Below are 16,048 nucleotides of genomic sequence, written 5' to 3' on the forward strand. Positions count from 1 at the left end.
TTATTGTTTTTTATTTAATACAAAAGTAGTGTTTATTTGGCAATTACACCACTTATTCAAATTCTGACTTCAAAATTTGAACCACTTCTTTAATGGTTTCCTCTTCAAGGTCGGTGCGTTTTACCAAATCTTCTACTGTAAGTGCTAATACACTCTTAGCAGTATCGCAACCGATAGCCTTTAATTCATCAATGATCCAGCTATCAATCTCATCTGAGAATTCTTCTAAATCAACATCCTCGTCGTTTTCTTCTCCAGCTTCACGGTACACATCAATTTCGTAGCCAGTTAACTTACCAGCCAGTTTAATATTGTGTCCGCCACGTCCAATTGCCAATGAAACCTGATCTGGTTTTAAGTAAACCGATGCATGTTTTGTTTCATCATCCAATTTAATAGAGGTGATTTTTGCCGGGCTCAAAGCACGGGTAATGTATAATGAAATATTATTTGTGAAATTAATCACATCAATGTTTTCGTTTTTCAATTCGCGAACAATACCGTGGATACGTGATCCTTTCATACCTACACACGCTCCAACCGGATCGATACGGTCATCGTACGATTCAACCGCAACTTTAGCACGCTCTCCTGGCTCACGAACAATTTTCTTAACGGTAATTAAACCGTCGAAAATTTCTGGAACCTCCTGTTCGAACAGGCGTTGCAAAAATTCTGGTGCCGTTCTCGAAATGATAATTTTAGGGTTGGCATTGATCATTTCTACTTTAGAGATTACTGCTCTTACAGAATCGCCTTTTTTGAAATAATCTGCTGGGATCTGCTCTGTTTTAGGCATTAAAAGTTCGTTACCTTCATCATCTAAAACCAAAGTTTCTTTCTTCCAAACCTGGTAAACCTCACCTGTTACGATTTCGCCTACTCTATCTTTATATTTTTTAAAGATTTCGTCTTTCTCTAATTCCAATACTTTAGAAACCAAAGTTTGGCGTGCAGCTAAAATTGCTCTACGGCCAAAACTTTCTAAAGTAATCTGTTCGATATAATCATCGCCAACTTCTAAAGTGCTATCTAATTTAGAAACTTCAGCAAGCTCGATCTCTAAATCATCATCCTCAGAAAATCCATCCTCCATTACTTTTCTTGTTCTCCAGATCTCCAAATCCCCGTTATCCGGATTCACGATAACATCACAGTTTTCGTCTGTTCCGTATTTTTTACGCAACATGCTACGAAAAACTTCTTCCAGCACACTGATCACAGTTGGGCGATCTATATTTTTGAAATCTTTAAACTCTTGAAAAGAGTCGATCAAATTAATTGTTGTAGTACTCATTTTTACTTAAATGAAATTAACACACTTGTTTCTAATATATCATTAAACGGAACAGCTGTTTGAATTGCTACCGCCTTTTTCCCTTTTTCTTTAACCGATTCTTCAATCAGCAGATTATTTTCTGTAACCGATAGCAGTTTCCCTTCTTTTTTCAATCCTTCCTTCAGCTTAATGCTTACTGTACGGCCAATATTTTTATTGTATTGACGGATTAATTTTAAAGGCTCACCGACACCGGGTGAAGAAACTTCTAAATTATAAGCCTGTTCTATTGCATTTTCTTCTTCGAGATGAAAACCAACATGCCTGCTTATGGCCACACAATCCTGTATGCTAATACCTTCGTCGCCATCAACATGAATAATTAGTTTATTGTTTGGCAACATTTTTACTTCAACCAGAAAGAGTTCTGGCCGGTCTGCTATTTTTTCCTCAACGAGGGCTGCAACTCTCTTTTCTACCTGCATATTTTAACCTGATTTCATAGAAAAAGGGGACACTGTCCCCTTCTCTTTTCTTCGATTACGATGCAAATGTAGTAATTTTTTAGAAAAAATCAAACACTTGCGCTAATTATTATGCTGATTATTACCGTTTAAGTGTTTGTCGCTGCGCTTTTAAATTCTGCTTACCCTTTCCCATAATCAGATCGCCCACGGTTGCAAATTTTATTCCGATATAACTCTCAACCAGATATTCTTTACCCTTACGAAATGGCTGATCGGGATTAAACACGAGTGAATCACCAAGTATCTCAACCTTGCCGGGCACTTCCAGCTCATCTTGGATACTGTCCAGATCACCTGGTTTTATTAAAACAGACACCAAATTAAGTGTATCTGCATTAGCCTGATAGGCATTTTTTACCTGTAAGAGACTCGCCTCATCAATATTTTTAATTATTATTGATGAACTATCCTCAGAAAACTTAATTATTGGCCTGTTGTTTGTATTCGAACATGAAGGTGCAAATAGTGCAACAGCAATTACGGCCTGGTATTTAAAAAAGCATTTAAACATTTACAAAAATAAACAATTATGAGATTTATTATCGAAATCCTTTTAACAGGACTGGCATTTTTTGTAGGCGCAAAACTGGTGCCAGGGGTAAGTATTGATGGCTTCGGAAATGCAATTATCGCCTCTGTGCTTATTGCTCTTGCAAATGCAACGATCGGATTCATCCTAAGGCTATTAACTTTTCCGATCAATTTCTTAACCTTAGGGTTAGTATCATTTATCATCACCGTTTTAATGATTTTACTGGTTGATAACATGATGACCTCTTTTAACACTTCAGGTTTTATCGCTGCGGCATTTTTGGCTATAGTTGTAGCCTTAATCAAAGCAGTGTTTAGTGCAGTAGCTGGGGAGAAAGATTAAGTTGGGGGTTTTGAGTTGAGAGTTTGGAAAGACTCCAAACTCCAAGCTCAAAACTAACGAATAACTTCTCTCGAAATCACCATTTTCTGGATCTCAGATGTACCTTCATAAATCTGGGTAATTTTAGCATCGCGCATTAAACGTTCTACGTGGTATTCTTTTACAAAACCGTAACCGCCGTGCACCTGTACGGCTTCAATGGTTACATCCATCGCCACTTTCGAAGCAAACAGCTTGGCCATAGAACCAGCCTGTGTGTAAGGTAAACCCTGATCCTTTAACCACGCAGCTTTATAAACCAATAACCTGGCGGCTTCGATCTGTGTCGCCATATCGGCCAGTTTAAAAGCAATAGCCTGATGTTCAGCAATTGGTTTGCCGAATGATTTACGCTCTTTAGCATACTGTGTAGCTAACTCGAAAGCACCTTGTGCAATGCCTAAAGCCTGTGCCGCTATACCAATCCTGCCCCCTTCTAAAGTTTTCATGGCAAATTTGAAACCGAAGCCATCTTCACCAATCCTATTTTCTTTTGGCACTTTAACATCGTTAAACATCAGCGAATGCGTATCAGAACCACGGATGCCTAATTTATTTTCTTTTGGCCCAGTGGTAAAACCCTCCATTCCTTTTTCTACAATAAAAGCATTAATGCCTTTATGCCTTAATTCGGGATGGGTTTGTGCTATAACCAGGTAAGTTGATGCGGTACTTCCGTTGGTGATCCAGTTTTTTGTACCATTCAGCAGATAATAATCGCCTTTATCCTCAGCAGTTGTACGTTGCGAGGTAGCATCAGATCCGGCTTCGGGCTCTGATAAACAAAAGGCACCTATTTTTTCTCCAGCTGCAAGCGGCTTTAAATATTTTTCTTTTTGGGCTTCGCTGCCATAGGCCTCCAATCCATAACAAACCAATGAGTTGTTTACCGAAACCACTACCGATGCTGAGGCATCTATTTTAGAAAGCTCTTCCATTACCAAAACGTAAGAAATGGCATCGAGTCCGCTTCCGTTATATTTTTCGCTCACCATCATCCCCAAAAAACCAAGTTCTCCAAGTTTTTTCACCTGCTCTGCCGGAAATTTCTGATGTTCGTCTCGTTCGATTACACCAGGCTTTAATTCTTGCTGCGCGAAATCGCGGGCAGCCTGCTGGATCATTAATTGTTCTTCACTTAATTCAAAATGCATAACATTTATGTATAAAAGGTTAGTAAATCAAATGTAGCATTTATGATTCGAATTACTATGGCTGCATAGTAATTTATTTTTAAATTTATTTCATGCTGCGACGGCGTATTTGGTTCTGCTCCTATTGGGATCACAGCGAATGGCGGGATTACAGCGGCCCAAAGCGCACCGGCCTCCATTTATTCCAAAAAACGTTCTTTTTAGACTATTGGCTTGGAAATGAGGTGTTCCAAGCGTTTGGCAGCCATGGCCCGCTTTACGCTTTACTTCGCTGCGATCCGTGTTCGCTCTAATCGGGTTTAGGAACAACGTATAGTGCCAAGAGAACAAAACCGCTAATCATAAACCCGGCAGCAGCGGCGGCGTCCAATTAAGCACCGGTTTATGTTATATGTGCTTGCGTGTATTATGGTGTTTCTTGTAGTTGCAAAAAAATATTCAGCTTTTTGGAAAGCAACAGCAGTAATACTTTAGTTCCGATAGCCCTGCCCTTTGCTTAATGCAGATGGAATAATCTGAATAACGCCATCGATCAGGTTTATTTAACCAAGGCTAGCTGTACTATTAAGCCACCTAAACGCGACAGAAGTTCCAGATTTTTTTGCTTGTGTGATCTGCGTTAACGATGGAAGCGCATCCTATTTGGCTGTCATCCTGGACGTAGTCGAAGGACAACCAAAAAGATACAGCGGACAGCGTGTTAAAACGCCCATATAAAAAAGAATTATTTAGTTTCTTTTTTAGTCAGGATGAGACCCAGGCTTAAACTTCCTAAAACTAAAATCAACAAAACCTGCGAAGAGTGAATCATGGTTGAATAAGCCAAGCCATTTTTAAAAGAAACGCCATATAGCACCAATGACTGGGCAACCATCCAGTGGAAAACACCAATGCCACCCTGAACAGGGGCTGCCATAGCAAAACCAGAAAACACAATTGCCGTAAATGCGGCGTTAAAATGCAATCCGGAAGTAGCCTGAATGGAAGAAAAGGCAAAATACATGGAGAGTGAGTAGAAAAGCCAAATACCTAAGGTATAGGTTAAGAACAAGCCTTTTTGTTTTAGCTTACTGTATGAGCCAAAGCCCTGACGGAGGTTTACAAAAATGCGAAGGAATTTTTTACTGAATTTTTGACGGAGAAAATAGACGGCAACTATAATAAGAGAAATAATAATAATGCCAATTCCAACCAGCCATAAATAATTAATGTCCCCTAATTTTTTAACAAGATTAAGATAAATTAAATTGTACAAAAAATCGGAAACGATATCGTATTGACAGGTCACCATCGCTACACTGGTGAAAAAAAGCATCAGCACATCAAAAAGCCGTTCGGTAATTACGGTTCCAATAGAGGCAAACATAGGTACCTTCTCTACTTTATGAATAACAGAGCAGCGACCAATTTCACCAAAGCGGGGTAATGCCAGATTAGCCAGGTAACCGATCATTACAGCATGGTAGGCGTTCCAGAAACTTACTTTGTAATGGATAGACTGATACAGCATCTGCCAGCGCAAAGCCCGTAACACATGGGCAATTAAAACAGCAATAGCAGAGATGACTACCCAAAAGTAGTTGGCCGCTTTAATTTCCTCCCAAATTTTTTCTAAATCCTGACCCCGAAATGCTAAATACAAAACCCCCATTCCTATTAAAAACAGGATGATATATTTTAGCGCTGTTTTGAGGTCGATTATCACAAGGTTATTTTAGCAAGTGGTTATTATCGTCAGGAAAAACCAATATTGGATTGTATTTTTTGGCTTCATCTATTGGTAATGAACCATAAGACATAATGATCAGAATGTCACCTAATTGTGCCAAACGGGCGGTAGCACCATTTAAACAGATGGTTCCGGTTCCACGCTCGCCTTTAATCACATAGGTTTCGAAACGTGCACCATTATTATTATTTACAATCTGCACCTTTTCATTAGCGATAATGTTAGCTGCATCCATCAAATCTTCATCTATCGTTATACTGCCTACGTAGTTCAATTCAGCTTGTGTTACCTTAACGCGGTGTATTTTCGATTTTAATATTGTGATAACCATTCGGCAAAGTTAGTAATCAGTTTGGAGTTTTCAGTCATCAGTTTGGAGTTTCGCAAATCGATAAATTCTGACTCTTGATACTCACATCTTGACTTTACTTAATAATCATATTATCGATCAGCCTGGTCGAACCTACTTTTGCGGCAACCAGGGCAACTAAGTTATTCTCGTCTTTTGATTTGGCTGGTTCCAGTGTATCGCCATTGGCAATGGTAAAATAATCCAGTTCAACACCATCAATATTATGGTAGAACAATCTGGCCTTATCTTCCAGCTCACTTAACGAATATTCATTAAAATGGTCAACTACATATTGCAATGACCTACTTAATACCAAAGAATTTTTACGGTCATTGGCTGATAAATGGATATTTCGGCTGCTCATAGCTAAACCATCGGCTTCGCGGATAATCGGACAGGTAATAATAGTGATAGGCAACTTAAAATAAGCCAGCATATTCTTGATCATTAATACCTGCTGGAAATCTTTTTGTCCAAACATGGCTACATCTGGTTCAACGGCATCAAACAGCTTTTTTACAATCTGCGTTACGCCTTGATAGTGGCCCTTCCTGAATTCGCCCTCCAATAGAAATTCGGCATTGCCCAAATCAATGTGCCAAGCCTCGTGGGCTCCGGCAGGATACATCTCCTCTACCTTAGGCATAAACACTCCATTACAACCAGCATCTGCCAACATGGCCAAATCGTGTTCAATTGGGCGCGGGTATTTCTCTAAATCTTTAGGATCTGTAAACTGCGTTGGATTTACAAATATGCTACAGATAATGATATCGGCATTCTGCTGTGCCAATTTTATCAACGAGATATGGCCATTGTGCAAGGCACCCATAGTAGGTACGAGTGCTATTTTTTTACCTGATGCTTTTAAGGGTTTTAAAAAAGCCTTAAGCGCTGCTTTGGTTTTAAATATTTCCAATTTGGACAAACTAAATTAAAGCCGTAAAGGTGTAAATTAATCTAAACGAAACCAAACAAATGCTTGCTATATTGATAAATAGTATTATTATGCTTACCTTTGCAGCTCATTATCTTTTATTTAACTTAATATTTTCTTAGAATATGGAGATGGCCAAAACGAAGCTGCTGATTGTTACACACGAGATGTCGCCTTTCCTCGAGCTTACTAAAATTTCTGAAATCACGCGCCAATTACCACAAGCAATGCAAGAAAAAGGATTCGAAATCCGCATCTTAATGCCTAAATTTGGTAACATCAACGAAAGAAGAAATCGTTTACACGAAGTAATCCGCTTATCAGGAATGAACATCATAATTGATGACAATGATAACCCTTTAATCATTAAAGTAGCCTCCATCCCAGCTGCACGCATGCAGGTTTATTTCTTAGACAATGAAGAATATTTCCAACGCAAACAAGTATTTAGAGATGCTAGCGGAAAATTTTTCGACGACAATGATGAACGCACAATTTTCTTTTGCAAAGGCGCATTGGAAACCGTTAAAAAATTAGGCTGGGCGCCAGATATCGTTCACTGTCATGGCTGGATGAGTGCATTAGTTCCTGCCTACATCAAAACGACTTATAAAAACGATCCTACTTTTAAAAATTCTAAAGTAGTATATTCTGTTTATGAAGATGGCTTTACAGAGAAGTTAAATGCTAATTTCGCGAATAAAGCAGTGATGGCAAATATGACAGAAGACGACACTAAAGCATTCTTACCATCTGATTGCGACAGCATGCACATTGGTGCGATAACACACGCTGATGCAGTAGTTTTAGCAGATGAAAACCTTAATGCAGCTATGTTAAAATTTGTTAAAGATTCCAATAAGCCAACATTAGCTTTTAACTTAACCGAGAATTTCGAAAACTTCTATACTTTTTATGAAGAAATTTCGAATGACGAACTGGTTTCACTTGCTTAATTAAGGTATTATTATTTTAAATATGAAATTTACAAAACAAGACTTATTAACCCTGTTGATAGGTCTTTTTCTTTTTGCATCGTGCAAAAACCCTGATGGTGTTGGTTTAGATGTTGATCCGAACGCTGCAATTACCGGGACGCTGGTGGTATCGCAAGTTAAGTCTCAACTTGTACAAGAAGACGCTGCCAATACCTACGGATTAAACCGTTACCCGTTGGGATATATGGTTGATCCTGTTTTTGGAAAAACGGAGGCAGCTTTAGCATTAACAGTTTACCCAGTGAGTGCAAGTTATGATTTCGGTACTTCCCCAGTACTCGACTCTGCAGTTTTGGTATTAAAATTAGATACAACATCTACGTTAACCAAATTTTACGGCGATACCACTAATTCTAAATACAGTATTGATGTTTATCAGTTAGCCAATAAGGTTACCACTTACAAAAGCTCTGATATACACGCGATTAACAACACACTTTTGGGTAACTTTACAGGTAAACTGGCCCCAAATACGAAAAGAAAGATATTTGATATTGTTACAGGCAAAGCTGATACTTTAAAAACCGTACCTGCACAGATCAGGATTCCTTTAAACAAGGCATTTATACAAAACGCGATATTAAACCTGGGTACTGCAGGAACAGCAACAGATGCTAAGTTTATAGAATCATTTAAAGGTTTGTACGCACAGATCAATAAAACATCTTCAACAGGTGTTGGAGGGATTGCATTCTTTAACTTTTCGGGAACTGACTCTTACCTGCAACTGGTTTGGAAAAAAACGAACTCATCAAGCGGCATAGATACTACAAGTGTAAATTTCCCTGTAGGAAAGATGGTTTTGAATCCTGCACAAACTGCAAATATAATTTCTGGTGTAACAACTAACATTAAACACGATTACACAGGTACGCAAGTGCAAACGCAAATTGATGTTCCGGCTCCAACAGATCCAACTCAACAATATAATGTAACTTATTTACAAGGATTAGCCGGTGTAAAAACCAAGCTAACTTTCCCAGAATTGACAAGTTTTACCAATACTTACGGAAAAGCAATTATTAATAAGGCAGAGTTAGTTGTAGAGCTTGGTGAGAGTGCGCCAGCATATCCTTTTAATCCCACTCAACGTCTTTCTTTATATCGTTGGGATATTGCACAACAACCAGCCGACATACCAGATTATACAACATTCTCTGGTAGCGCCTCTGGTGGTGCAGCGCTTTTTGGCGGTTATTTCGATTCGTTAAAGAAACGCTACATCTTTATTGTAACCAGTTATGTTCAAAGCTTGATTGATAAAAACGTTGAAGATTATGGCACATTCCTAGCTCCTACATCATATACCGATTTCCAGAGAGCATCTACTGCTACATCTGCAGAAAGATCTATTATAGGTGCCAGCAATACAACTGCAAATAAAATAAAGCTAAATATTTATTACACTAAAATTAATTAATAGTTTTAGTGTAATCATAAAAACTCTTGCTAGCAAAACTGGCAGGAGTTTTTTGTATCATTATTTAGAGCTACGAAATAAAAGTGCATAAAAAAGCTACCTCTCATCAGGTAGCTTTTTTATGCATTTAAGCCCTTAATTAAAACGGAAGATCTCCATTTTCATCTGATGGGCCAATTGTAAATTCATCTTCAATTTTAGTTTCAGAACTTTGATGTGTTGGTGTAGTTGGACTTTGCTCGAAATCGCTTTTTCTGCCTAACATGGTAAAGTTTTCGGCTACAATTTCTGTTACATATTTTTTAACCTTTTCTTTATCTTCAAAGGATCTTGTTCTTAATTTGCCTTCAATGTAAACCAGTTTGCCTTTCTGAAGGTATTTGGAAGCAACTTCTGCTAAGCCACGCCATAACACAATATTGTGCCACTCCGTTTGCTCTACTCTTTTACCGTCTTTGTTGTATGTTTCCGATGTAGCTAATGGAAAACTGGCTACTGTTACGCCACCGTCTAAATGTCGCACTTCAGGGTCTTTGCCTAAATGGCCTACTAAAATAACTTTGTTAATCCCAGACATAAATATTTTTGGTTAGTTGTTTCGTTTTCTAAATGCGCGCAGGATAAGATGGTTAGTTACTCCATTTTGTCCTTATAAAAATATTCCAGGACAAAATCATGGATTACTTTTGGTTGCGGTAACTCATCTAATTTACTTAAAGAAACCCAATTAAGTTCCTTTTGTTTATTAAAGTTAAATATATAATTTTTTAATGCAAAAAATTGTACATGGATTATTTGGTGAGTTAATATGTGCTTTTTGGCGCTTATAAATGTAAAATCAGCCTTACTTCCGAATACAGTTTTTACCCGATCGATGAGTAATGAATCGCTCCACTTGTATTCTTCTGTAGTTTCCAAGCTAGGGAAATCATATAAATGTTGCCATATGTCTCCTGCTTGTCTCTCTCTGATCAATACCTTTTCATCTTCAAAACAAACAAAATAATTAATATATCGATGTTTTTGTTCGGCTTTGCGGATTTTAACAGGCAGCACATTTACCTGACCATGGTTAAAGGCATAACAGCTCTGGTTAACCGGACAAATACCACAATTGGGCGATTTTGGCTTGCACTGCATGGCCCCAAACTCCATAATAGCCTGGTTATATAAGGCAGGATCTTCTTTGTATAGCAAATCATTTGCTAATGCATAAAATTCTTTTTTGCCAGCGGGGCTATTTATTGGCGTAGCTAAACCATAGAACCTGGAAAGCACCCGAAATACATTTCCGTCTACCACAGCCCTTGCTTCTCCCGATGAAAATGAAGATATGGCAGCAGCTGTATATTCACCAATTCCTTTCAATTTTATGAGCTCATCATGCAGGTTTGGGAAGATTCCATCGTAATCTTTCACCACAATTTGAGCGGTTGCATGCATATTCCTGCCCCTTGAGTAATAACCCAGTCCTTGCCAAAGCTTCAAAACTTTGGCTTCGGTAGCACTGGCAAAATCGGCAACTGTAGGAAAATTCTCCAAAAACCTATTAAAGTACGGGAGCCCTTGTTCTACCCGTGTTTGTTGTAATATAACCTCTGATAACCAGATGGTATAGGCATCATTGGTATGCCTCCAGGGCAAATCTCTCTTGTTTATCAGGTACCAATTGATGAGTTCATTTTGAAATGTCATTACTGCAAATTACGGTCTATTTATCCGATTAAAAAAAAACTTGCAATTGCCTGATAAGTCTAGTGATAAAAAAATCATCTTTTATTTCCCTATCTCATTAAAAAGCAATACTTTTGCAACCCCAAAACAGTAGTAATATTAAAACATAATAATATAATAAATAATAAAATATGACTAAGGCAGATATTATTTCAGAAATATCAACAAAAACCGGAATTGAGAAGGTTGATGTACAGGAAACAGTGGAGGCATTTTTCAAGGTTATCAAAACCAGCATGATTGGCGGTGAAAATGTATACGTTAGAGGCTTCGGAAGCTTTGTTGTTAAAAAGAGAGCGCAAAAAACTGCGCGAAATATCTCAAAAAACACTGCAATAATTATCCCAGAACACTTCGTTCCCAGCTTTAAACCAGCAAAAGTATTTGTTGATAAAGTGAAAAGTAATTCAAAAAAAATTAACGTAGAAGCCTAAGTCTTATATATGAATAGCAACATCAGATCAAAACAAACCATTATTATTGGAGCGATTGCATTGCTTGTTGCATTCTTATTTACAAGAGACATTAAGGGTTTGGTTAAACCAACGGAAGAAAATGGAAAAATGCCTTCAAGTGGCCCAATGGCCGGAGCAGCTTCTCCATCAGCTACATCGGTACTAAACCTCGAAACTTCGTCTACTGCTGCAAAGAATGTAATCAATAAAAATTTGGCTACAGATATTACAGCTTTAGAAAATAGCTACAAAGGCGCAAATGGCGCAGAGAAGATTGAACTTGCCAAACAACTGGCTCAGAAATGGGACGATGTTGAACAAATTACGCCATCTGCACTGTATTTAGAAGTTGTAGCCGAAGGCGAACCATCAACAAAATCGTGGTTAGCGGCCGGCAATCAATTTATAAAAGCTTTTGAAAGCACACAAGATAGCATAGCGCAACCTGCTTTATTGCAGAAAGCTAACACGTCTTACAAAAATGCATTAGAGAAAGACTCTACAAACATTGAAGCTAAAACAGGCTTAGGTGTAACGATCGTAAACGGCTTAGGCGCACCAATGCAAGGTATTGCAATGTTGTTAGAAGTTGTTGCTAAAGAACCTAAAAATGTAAAGGCGAATATGAATTTAGGATTGTTCTCCATAAAATCAGGTCAGTTTGATAAAGCAATTCCTCGTTTTAACACCGTAATTGCCACTGCTCCAACCCCTGAAGCCTATTTTTATTTAGGAACAGCTTTAGAAAATTTAGGCAGAAATAAAGAAGCAGTAGATGCTTACCTATCAAGCAAAAAATTAGCGGCTAACCCAACCTTATCTTCATTCATTGATAAGAAGGTGGCTGAACTAAAGAATAAAAATTAATTAACAGATTAATAAAAACATTTAAAACTTAAAACTATGCCAAGCGGTAAAAAAAGAAAGAGACATAAAATGGCTACCCACAAACGTAAAAAACGTTTAAGAAAAAACAGACATAAGAAAAAATAGTTTCTTATTTTGATAAAGCCAGTTAAACCTCATAGTAAACACTATGAGGTTTAAACAATTTATATGATTTTTTTATTGTATATTTTTTTGGCTACATCATTGTTTTTATTTACTATCCATTTGTTAATAGGCGAAAGCCTTAAATCTGTAGCTGTTGGTAAAAGAATTAATTATCAATTCGACTCCTGCCGGAGTTACCATAGCGTTGATTGAAGACAAACAACTTGTTGAGCTTCACAAAGAACAAATCAATATTAACTACGCTGTAGGCGATATTTATTTAGGCCGCATTAAAAAAATTATGCCTGGTCTGAATGCCGCTTTCGTGGATGTTGGTTATGAAAAAGATGCTTTTTTGCATTACTTTGATTTGGGCCCTCAGGTGCAATCTTTAATTAAGCTAACGAAGATCAAGCGTAATGGCTCGGTTACAGGCACTTTATTAGATAATTTAAAGCTAGAAGCCGACATTAACAAGGCAGGCAAAATTTCTGATGTGCTCAGTAAAAACATGCTCCTACCTGTACAAATTGCCAAAGAGCCAATTTCTACAAAAGGACCACGTTTAAGTTCCGACATTTCGATTGCCGGCAGGTATGTGGTACTGGTGCCATTCTCCAATACCATATCTGTATCAAAAAAAATTAAAAGTAATACCGAACGTAATCGTTTAAAAAAGATTATTGAAAGTATTAAACCTCAAAATTTTGGGGTCATTATCAGAACCGTTTCTGAAGGCAGAGGAGTTGCCGAAATGCAAAAAGATCTTTTAGATTTAATTGCAAAGTGGGAAAACTTTATTAAAAAAATGCCATCTACCGAACCTTCAAAAAGAGTTTGGGGAGAAATGGACAGATCATCGACGTTAATCCGTGATATTCTGAACCCTGATTTTACAAACGTTTACGTGAGTACGCCAGAACTTTACGATGATATCCGTTCTTATGTTCACGATATTTCTCCTGAAATGGAAAAGATCGTTAAACTTTATAAACAGAAAGAACCTATCTTCGATCATTTTGGTGTAGAAAAGCAAATTAAAAACGCTTTTGGAAAAACAGTAAACTTACCAGGCGGTGCTTACCTCGTTGTAGAGCACACTGAAGCACTCCACGTGATAGACGTGAACAGTGGAAACCGTACTGCCAGTAAAGAAAATCAAGAAGAGAATGCTTTACAGGTAAACAAAGAGGCGGCCAAAGAAATTGCCCGTCAATTGCGCTTGCGCGATATGGGCGGTATTGTGGTAATCGATTTTATCGATATGCACAAACCAACAAACCGTAAAATGCTATTCGATTATTTGCGTGAGCTGATGTTATTGGATAGAGCCAAACACACTATTTTGCCTCCAAGCAAATTTGGTTTGGTACAGATTACCAGACAACGTGTTCGTCCGGAAATGAATATTGTTACGGTAGAAAAATGTCCGGCCTGCGATGGGACCGGAGAAATTAAAGCGAGTATCGTTTTAATGGATGATATTGAGAACAACCTTAATTATATTTTAAGAGAGCAGAATGAAAAAGGCGTAACACTTTGTGTACACCCATACATCGAAGCTTATATTACAAAAGGCATTTTCAACCTTCAACGCCGCTGGTTCTTTAAATACGGCCAATGGATTAAAGTTAAGGCACAATCATCGTATCACTTAACCGAGTTTCACTTCATCTCTGCAAAAGATGAAGAGATTAAATTATAACTCAAAACACATTTAACAGAAAGCCCGGTTTTTTTAAATCTGGGCTTTTTTGTTTAAGTGTATTTCAAACCTAAAATATTAATTAAGTGCCTCGCTAAGTTGTGCTCAGATGACTTAGGTGGTCAATATTTTTGGAAAACAACTGTCCTGTGCGTTTTGGTCACTTAGTCCTGCTATCCCTCCAAGTCCTCACTCATTCCTTGCTCCGGGCTTTCCGTTCTATCAGATTTATCAACAATGGCTCTGCATTTTATAGTGATGTTTCAAACCCCGCAGGTTTTGAAAACCTGCGAGGTTTAACGTAAACGCGATTCAGGCAAACGATTAATTGTTCAAAAAAATAAAGACACTTTCAATCCTGAAAGGTTAAATTCGTAATCTTAAATCTAAATCAATTGGCAAAATCAAAAAGTGCATTTTTCTGTCAGAGCTGTGGCTACGAATCGGCCAAATGGCTGGGTAAATGTCCATCGTGCAACCAATGGAACACCTTTGTCGAAGAAATTGTAGAAAAAAGCTCAGCTTCTGTTCCGACCTGGAAAAGTGATAATACCAGTCGCAAATTAAGCAAACCAAGCAAGGTTGATGAAATACAGTCATCTACAGAACGTAGAATATTAACTGGCGATAAAGAATTAGACCGCGTTTTAGGTGGTGGATTGGTAGAAGGATCGCTAGTGCTCATCGGCGGTGAACCCGGTATCGGAAAATCGACCTTGATGCTGCAACTGGCCTTAAACTTAAAGGGCAAAAAACTGCTTTATATCTCCGGTGAAGAGAGCGAACAGCAGATTAAAATGCGGGCAGAAAGGATCCAGGAAAGTCCCTCATCCAACTGTTACATTTTAACAGAAACTTCTACCCAGAACATATTTAAACAGATCGAAATTCTGGAACCTGAAATTTTAGTTGTAGATTCTATCCAGACTTTGCACTCTGCGCATATCGATTCAACCCCAGGCAGTGTATCGCAGGTAAGGGAATGTACTGCCGAACTATTGCGTTTTGCAAAAGAAACCGGCGTACCTGTTTTTCTTATCGGCCACATCACCAAAGACGGCGCCATTGCAGGGCCTAAAATACTCGAGCACATGGTTGATACGGTTTTGCAGTTCGAAGGCGACAGGCACCACGTTTACCGCATCCTAAGATCAATCAAAAACCGATTTGGTGCGGCAGCAGAACTGGGTATCTACGAAATGCAAGGCAGTGGTTTAAGAGAAGTTTCCAATCCCTCAGAAATCTTACTCTCACAACGCGATGAAGAATTAAGCGGAATCGCCATAGCCGCAACCTTAGAAGGCGCAAGGCCGATGTTGATTGAAACACAAGCCTTAGTGAGTTCGGCTGCGTATGGAACCCCTCAACGCTCAGCAACAGGCTTCGATACCAAAAGGATGAATATGCTCCTAGCCGTTTTAGAAAAGCGCTGTGGTTTTAGGTTAAGTACACAAGATGTTTTCTTAAATATTGCCGGTGGAATTAGAGTAGAAGACCCTGCAATTGACCTGGCTGTATTAATTGCCATTATATCATCGCATCAGGATATCGCTGTTTCTTCAAAAAACTGTTTCGCCGCAGAAGTAGGCCTATCAGGAGAAATTAGGGCGGTAAACAGAATCGAACAACGTATTGCCGAAGCAGACAAATTAGGTTTCGAAACAATTTACATCTCTAAATACAATTTGAAAGGAATTGCTGTAGACAAATACAACCTTGAGATTAAAGCAGTAAGTAAAATAGAAGAAGTGTTCAGTCTTGTTTTTGGATAGATAAGATGGGGAAACAGCTCAACAAATTTCCACAAAAAGAAGATAATATTCTACATTCCTACAACATCATTGAACATTAA

General features: G+C 38.2%; 16 protein-coding genes. 7 read left to right on the forward strand and 9 right to left on the reverse strand.

Features of this window, described 5'->3' with window-relative positions:
- Nucleotides 1–52 precede the first annotated feature (52 nt).
- The 3 genes from nusA to EYS08_RS02220 form a co-directional block, all read right to left on the reverse strand.
- Nucleotides 53–1,297, reverse strand: a complete 1,245-nt coding sequence (nusA, locus tag EYS08_RS02210; RefSeq protein ID WP_029274497.1) for a transcription termination factor NusA — start codon at nt 1,295–1,297, stop codon at nt 53–55.
- Between the two features lie 2 nt (nt 1,298–1,299).
- The gene (gene rimP / locus EYS08_RS02215) at nt 1,300–1,764 is read right to left on the reverse strand and encodes a ribosome assembly cofactor RimP (RefSeq protein WP_131028214.1); all 465 of its coding nucleotides are present in this window, start codon (nt 1,762–1,764) and stop codon (nt 1,300–1,302) included.
- Nucleotides 1,765–1,885: 121 nt separating this feature from the next.
- Nucleotides 1,886–2,317 (reverse strand): hypothetical protein, encoded by a 432-nt coding sequence (locus EYS08_RS02220; protein ID WP_131028215.1) that lies wholly within the window; start codon nt 2,315–2,317, stop codon nt 1,886–1,888.
- An 18-nt stretch (nt 2,318–2,335) separates the two neighbouring features.
- On the opposite strand from EYS08_RS02220, the gene EYS08_RS02225 reads away from it, so the two are divergent.
- A complete protein-coding gene (locus EYS08_RS02225; protein WP_131028216.1) occupies nt 2,336–2,680 on the forward strand; it encodes a phage holin family protein in 345 nt (114 codons plus the stop codon).
- A gap of 53 nt (nt 2,681–2,733) precedes the next feature.
- Here EYS08_RS02225 and EYS08_RS02230 read toward each other — a convergent pair whose 3' ends face one another.
- The 4 genes from EYS08_RS02230 to panC all read right to left on the reverse strand — a co-directional run bounded on the left by EYS08_RS02230 (nt 2,734) and on the right by panC (nt 6,873).
- On the reverse strand, nt 2,734–3,873 hold the full coding sequence (locus tag EYS08_RS02230) for an acyl-CoA dehydrogenase (RefSeq protein WP_131028217.1): 1,140 nt from the start codon (nt 3,871–3,873) through the stop codon (nt 2,734–2,736).
- 724 nt (nt 3,874–4,597) lie between these two features.
- Nucleotides 4,598–5,578, reverse strand: a complete 981-nt coding sequence (locus tag EYS08_RS02235; protein ID WP_131028218.1) for a lysylphosphatidylglycerol synthase transmembrane domain-containing protein — start codon at nt 5,576–5,578, stop codon at nt 4,598–4,600.
- A 4-nt stretch (nt 5,579–5,582) separates the two neighbouring features.
- A complete protein-coding gene (panD, locus tag EYS08_RS02240) occupies nt 5,583–5,933 on the reverse strand; it encodes an aspartate 1-decarboxylase (RefSeq protein WP_131028219.1) in 351 nt (116 codons plus the stop codon).
- Nucleotides 5,934–6,027: 94 nt separating this feature from the next.
- Nucleotides 6,028–6,873: a pantoate--beta-alanine ligase gene (gene panC, locus EYS08_RS02245; protein ID WP_131028220.1), complete on the reverse strand. Its 846-nt coding sequence runs from the start codon at nt 6,871–6,873 to the stop codon at nt 6,028–6,030.
- Between the two features lie 149 nt (nt 6,874–7,022).
- Between panC and EYS08_RS02250 the strand changes: the two genes are divergently transcribed.
- On the forward strand, nt 7,023–7,847 hold the full coding sequence (locus EYS08_RS02250; RefSeq protein ID WP_116249287.1) for a glycogen/starch synthase: 825 nt from the start codon (nt 7,023–7,025) through the stop codon (nt 7,845–7,847).
- Nucleotides 7,848–7,869: 22 nt separating this feature from the next.
- A complete protein-coding gene (locus tag EYS08_RS02255) occupies nt 7,870–9,309 on the forward strand; it encodes a DUF4270 domain-containing protein (RefSeq protein WP_131028221.1) in 1,440 nt (479 codons plus the stop codon).
- A gap of 139 nt (nt 9,310–9,448) precedes the next feature.
- Here the strand turns inward: EYS08_RS02255 and EYS08_RS02260 are convergent, their stop codons facing one another.
- Both EYS08_RS02260 and mutY read right to left on the reverse strand, forming a co-directional pair.
- Entirely contained in the window at nt 9,449–9,886 is a 438-nt protein-coding gene (locus EYS08_RS02260) for a single-stranded DNA-binding protein (RefSeq protein WP_131028222.1), read from the reverse strand.
- A gap of 56 nt (nt 9,887–9,942) precedes the next feature.
- Entirely contained in the window at nt 9,943–11,004 is a 1,062-nt protein-coding gene (gene mutY / locus EYS08_RS02265; protein ID WP_131028223.1) for an A/G-specific adenine glycosylase, read from the reverse strand.
- Between the two features lie 170 nt (nt 11,005–11,174).
- Here mutY and EYS08_RS02270 point away from each other — a divergent pair, with 170 nt between their 5' ends.
- From EYS08_RS02270 to radA, 4 genes are all read left to right on the forward strand, one after another.
- On the forward strand, nt 11,175–11,477 hold the full coding sequence (locus EYS08_RS02270) for an HU family DNA-binding protein (protein ID WP_025143406.1): 303 nt from the start codon (nt 11,175–11,177) through the stop codon (nt 11,475–11,477).
- A 9-nt stretch (nt 11,478–11,486) separates the two neighbouring features.
- The gene (locus EYS08_RS02275; RefSeq protein WP_131028224.1) at nt 11,487–12,365 is read left to right on the forward strand and encodes a tetratricopeptide repeat protein; all 879 of its coding nucleotides are present in this window, start codon (nt 11,487–11,489) and stop codon (nt 12,363–12,365) included.
- Between the two features lie 280 nt (nt 12,366–12,645).
- A complete protein-coding gene (locus EYS08_RS02280; RefSeq protein WP_029274483.1) occupies nt 12,646–14,196 on the forward strand; it encodes an Rne/Rng family ribonuclease in 1,551 nt (516 codons plus the stop codon).
- A gap of 395 nt (nt 14,197–14,591) precedes the next feature.
- On the forward strand, nt 14,592–15,968 hold the full coding sequence (gene radA / locus EYS08_RS02285; RefSeq protein WP_131028225.1) for a DNA repair protein RadA: 1,377 nt from the start codon (nt 14,592–14,594) through the stop codon (nt 15,966–15,968).
- The last annotated feature ends 80 nt before the right edge of the window (nt 15,969–16,048 follow it).

The sequence above is a fragment of the Pedobacter kyonggii genome, assembly GCF_004310665.1.
In the GTDB taxonomy this organism is placed as follows: Bacteria; Bacteroidota; Bacteroidia; order Sphingobacteriales; family Sphingobacteriaceae; genus Pedobacter; species Pedobacter kyonggii.